We start from the raw sequence: 5,051 nt of genomic DNA on the forward strand, positions 1-5,051 counted from the left end.
CCAAGCCAATCCGCTCGGCGGCACATCGACCGATGCGGCGACCTCGGCGATGCTCGATCAGCGCGATCAGGCGATCAATCAGCTGTCGCAACTGATGGACATCCGCGTCGTCACCAATGGGTCCAATCAGGTGACGGTGTTCACCGGATCCGGTGTGCAGCTCGTCGGCATGGAGGCGGCAACGCTGAGCTTCAATGCGCAGGGCACGGTTTCGCCGACCACGGTGTGGAATCCAAACACGGCGATCAGCGATCTCGGCTCGATCCGGGTCGGCTACGCCAACGGCTCCTCGTCCGATCTGACCAGCTCGCTGAAATCCGGCAAGCTGGCAGCCTATGTCGAGCTGCGCGACAAGACCCTGGTGCAGGCGCAGACCCAGCTCGATCAGTTCGCCGCCTCGCTGTCGAGCGCACTGTCGGATAAGACGACGGCCGGCACGGCGGTCACCTCCGGCACCCAGGCAGGCTTCAGTCTCGATCTGTCGTCGATGAAGACCGGCAATACCGTCAACATCTCGTACACCGATACGCTGACCGGTGCGCAGCATACGGTAACGGTGGTGCGGGTCGATGATCCGTCGGTGCTGCCGCTGCCGCAGAACGCCACGGCCGATCCGAACGACTACGCGGTCGGGATCGACTTCTCCGGTCTGTCCGGCTCCGTGGTGTCGCAGCTCAATGCCGCGCTCAACAGCCGCAACCTGCAATTCAGCGGCACCGCGCCGAATATTACGGTGCTGAACAACGCTGGCTTCTCGACGATTACGGCAGCCTCCGTCACCACCACGGAGACGTCGCTGACCGGCGGCACCGCGTCGGTGCCGCTGTTCAACGACAACGGAGCGGCTTACACCGGCGCGATCAACGGCTACGGCAGCCAGATGACCGGCTACGCGCAGCGGATCTCGGTCAATGCCGACCTGATCAAGGATAACTCCCGGCTTGTGGTGTATTCGACCTCGCCTCTGACAGCCGCCGGCGACACCACGCGGCCGGACTTTTTGGTCAAGCAGCTCAACACCAGCAAGTATCTGTACTCCGCGAAGACCGGCATCGGTTCGGATGCGGCGCCTTACAAGGGTACGTTGCTGAGCTATCTGCAGCAGTTCGTCAGCCAGCAGGGCTCCAACGCGGCGGCGGCGAAGCAGCTGTCCGAGGGGCAGAACGTGGTGCTGAACACGCTGCAGCAGAAGTTCTCGACGTCCTCCGGCGTCAACATGGACGAAGAGATGGCGCATCTGCTGTCGCTGCAGAATGCCTACGCGGCGAATGCGCGGGTGATGTCGACCATCAACCAGATGTATCAGTCCCTGATGCAGGCGATTTGAGGCGAGCCATGGCGATCGACGGCGTAAGCGGGCGTACTTCCTACATCGGCACCGGGATCCTCAATCTCCGCAGCCAGCTCGAAAACCTTAGCCAACAGCTCTCGAGCGGGCGGATCTCGAACACCTATGCCGGCGACGGCACCGGCCGCAGCCTTGCGATCGGCCTGCGGGCGCAGATGTCGAACATCGCCAGCTACAGCGATACGATGACCAACATCACCACCCGCATCAGCGTGGCGAACCTGTCGCTGCAGCGGATGGCGACGATCAACAGCGAGGTGAAGGGCGCGGCGGTGAGCGCCGGCTCGACGCTGGACAACACCGGCCAGACCCCCGGCCAGAAGACCGCGTCGCTCGACTTTTTCGACTCGGTCGACATGCTGAACGCGCAGGTCGGCGACCGCTATCTGTTCGGCGGCCGGATCACCGACACCGCGCCGGTGACCGCGGCCGACAAGATCATGAACGGCGACGGCGCGGCGATCGCCGGACTGAAGCAGGTGATCAGCGAACGCCACGATGCCGATGTCGGTACCAACGGCATGGGCCGGACGATCGTGTCGACCGGTGCGACCGTCACAACCGTCCAGATCGGCGAGGACTTCGCCGCCAATCCGTATGCAACCCCGACCCCGATCGGGCCGTCGCCGTTCGGCATGAAGCTGAACGCGGTTGCGACCACGATCAGCGGCGCGGTGGTGACCCAGCCGACCGAGACGCCGCCGACCACTCCGCCGGCGGCACCCAATCCCAAGGCGATGTCGATCGACCTCAACGGCGTTATTCCGAACGAAGGCGACACGGTGAAGTTCACCTTCGACATGCCCGACGGGACCCAGGAGACCATCACGCTGACCGCGTCGTCGAAGACGCCGCTGCCGGACGGCTGTTTTGCGATCGATCAGGGCACGCCGACCGCGGTGCCCCCGGTGGCGCCGTCTCCCTCGATCACTGCGGCCAACCTGCAGACTGCACTCACGGCCGCGGTGAAGAAGATGGCCAATGGGCCGCTGGCTGCCGCCTCGGCGATTAAGGCTGGCGATGACTTCTTCAATAACACCCCGCCGCTGCGTGTCGCCGGTACCGCGCCGTTCGGCGCCGCCACGGCGCAGGTCGCCGGCACCAAAGCTAATACCATTTTCTGGTATAACGGTGAGCCGGACTCGGCGACTGACCCAGCTCGCGGCACCGCGGTGGCCAAGATCGATGACGCCATCACGGTGCAATACGGAGCCCGAGCCGATGAGCAGGCGCTGCGCAAACAACTCCAAACCGTGGCGGTGTTCGCCGCAGTGACCACCTCGGCCACCGATCCCTATAGTTCCGGCAAGATCGCTGCGCTCAACCAGCGTGTGGCTGCTAATCTCGCTGTGGTTCCCGGGCAGCAGTCGATCCAGAATATGCAGGCGGAATTGGCCGGCGCCCAGGCTTCGATCAAGGCCACCGCTAACCGCCAGACGCAAAGCAAGGCACTGGCGCAGACCATGCTGAGCTCGATCGAAGGCATCAATAACGACGAGGTCGCGACCAAGATCCTGGCGCTGCAAACCTCGCTGCAGGCGTCGTATCAAACCACGTCGCAACTCTATCAGCTCAGCCTCGTCAAGTTTCTCTAGTTAATTATCTCTGAACGGCGGGCCGCCGCTCCGGCGGCCCCGCGGCGGCCGATTTGGCGCCGCTTAGCTGCCGCAGCTGCAGCACAAGTCCTCCTAAACGCTCACTGATCCCGGCAAACCACGTAGTCTTGCGAGGCTGCGGGTTGCGTCCCCGCGCGCGTCTCATCTTGCACAAACCAGTGATTTTACGGGCGTTTCCTTCCGTTAAACCCGGTTCTCTGCCTTTACGCATTTTTAGAGTCTGGCCGGCAAGGTTCCGCGACCGATCAAGAAGATCGCGTTTGCACACCAGGAAGGTAGCATCACAATGTCCGGTATCGTTCTATCCAACGCCGTTCGCCAGAATCTTTCGTCGCTCCAGGCCACGGCTGACTTGCTCGCCACCACCCAAAGCCGCCTCTCGTCCGGCAAGAAGGTGAATACGGCGCTCGATAATCCGACCAACTTCTTCACTGCCGCTTCGCTCGACAGCCGCGCCAGCGACATCAACAACCTCCTCGATGGCATCGGCAACGGCGTGCAGATCCTGCAGGCCGCCAATACCGGCATCACCTCGCTGAACAAGCTGGTGGACAGCGCTAAGTCGATCGCCAACCAGGCCCTGCAGACGACCTCCGGCTATGCCACCAAGTCGAACGTGTCGGCGACCATCTCCGGCGCCACCGCTGACGACCTGCGCGGCACCCAGAGCTACTCGAACGCGGTTGCCACCGGCAACGTGATCTTCGATGGCACCGCGGGCGGTGCGACCGCTGCGTCCGGCACTGATACCCTCGGTGGCGCGATCGTCAGCATCGCAGCCGGCACCGCCGTCACCGTCCTCGGCGCCGCCGACAACACTGCTCTCGGCAGCGTTCTCAGCGTCGGCACCGCCGCCGCCACCGCGGCCGGCTCCAACCTGATCAGCGACCTCACCAACGGTTCGACCACCACGGCGACCGGTCCGGCTGCGGGCGACTCGATCACGGTGAACGGCAAGACCATCACCTTCACCACGGCCGGTGCAGCCAGCAAGGACAGCAACGGCAACTACACGATCGGTCTCGACCAGACCCTGACCAAGCTGGCCAACACGATCGACGATATCAACGGCAACACCGGCCACTCGTCGACCATCACCGCCGGCAAGCTGGAACTGCACTCGGGCACCAACAGCCCGCTGACGATCGCCGACAACGCCGGCGGCGCCGTGCTGGCCAAGCTCGGCCTGACCGCGCAGACCGTCGACACCGCGGCTGCGACCGCCTCGGCCAACATCTCGGCCACGACGCAGCTGTTCAACACCCATGGTGGTCTTACCACCGCGGCAATCGCTGACGGCACCCAGCTGACGGTCAACGGCAAGACGATCACGTTCAAGACCTCCGACGCTCCGCAGGGGAACAACATCCCGACGGGCACCGGCGTTCTCGGCCGTATCGGCACTGACGGCAACGGCAACTCGACGATCTACCTCGGCGACCAGACCAAGTTCAGCAACGCGACCGTTGGTGACCTGCTCACCGCGATCGATCTGGCGAACGGCGTCAAGTCGGCGACGATCTCCTCGGGTGTCGCGACGATCAGCACCAACTCCGGCCAGACTGCTTCGGACGTCACCGGTGGTATCACCACCATCCGCAGCTCGACTGGCGCCGACCTCAACGTCACGGGTTGGACCGATCTGTTCAAGAACCTCGGTCTGAGCAGCGCCACCGGTACGGGTCCGCTGACCCTCACCAAGCAGCGCACCACCAGCGGCACCACGATGGGCACGCTGATCGCGGACGGCTCCACGCTGAACGTGAACGGCAAGACCATCACCTTCAAGAACGCCGCTGTTCCGACTGCCTCGTCGACCCACCAGGGCATCTCCGGCAACGTCGAGACCGATGGTCAGGGCAATTCGACCGTGTACCTGCAGAAGGGCACGATCGATGACGTCCTGAAGGCTGTCGACCTCGCCACCGGTGTCCGCACCGCTGCGCTGGGTGTCTCCGGCGCGACGATCTCGACCGCCAACGGCACTGCCAACTCGTCGATCACGAGCGGCTCGCTGAAGCTGTCGACCGGCCTTGCCTCCGACCTCAGCATCACCGGCACCGGCAACGCGCTGGCCGCCCTCGGCC

3 protein-coding genes are annotated in these 5,051 nt (G+C 64.1%); all 3 read left to right on the forward strand.

Annotated elements, in window-relative coordinates:
- Positions 1-1,327: FlgK family flagellar hook-associated protein (locus tag DYI24_RS21055; protein WP_164573713.1), on the forward strand; the 1,327-nt coding region annotated here is incomplete at its 5' end.
- 8 nt (positions 1,328-1,335) lie between these two features.
- Positions 1,336-2,943: a flagellar biosynthesis protein FlgL gene (locus tag DYI24_RS21060; RefSeq protein WP_164573714.1), complete on the forward strand. Its 1,608-nt coding sequence runs from the start codon at positions 1,336-1,338 to the stop codon at positions 2,941-2,943.
- Positions 2,944-3,250: 307 nt separating this feature from the next.
- Positions 3,251-5,051, forward strand: a 1,801-nt coding sequence (locus DYI24_RS21065; RefSeq protein WP_164573715.1) for a DUF1522 domain-containing protein, incomplete at its 3' end; no start/stop codon positions are given.

Origin of the sequence: Rhodopseudomonas sp. BR0C11, assembly GCF_010820945.1 — a bacterium.
Classification (GTDB): domain Bacteria; phylum Pseudomonadota; class Alphaproteobacteria; order Rhizobiales; family Xanthobacteraceae; genus Rhodopseudomonas; species Rhodopseudomonas palustris_H.

Coding starts and splice junctions, on each gene's coding strand:
- DYI24_RS21060 (WP_164573714.1), top strand. CDS start 1,336: ATGGCGATCGACGGCGTAAGCGGGCGTACTTCCTACATCGGCACCGGG.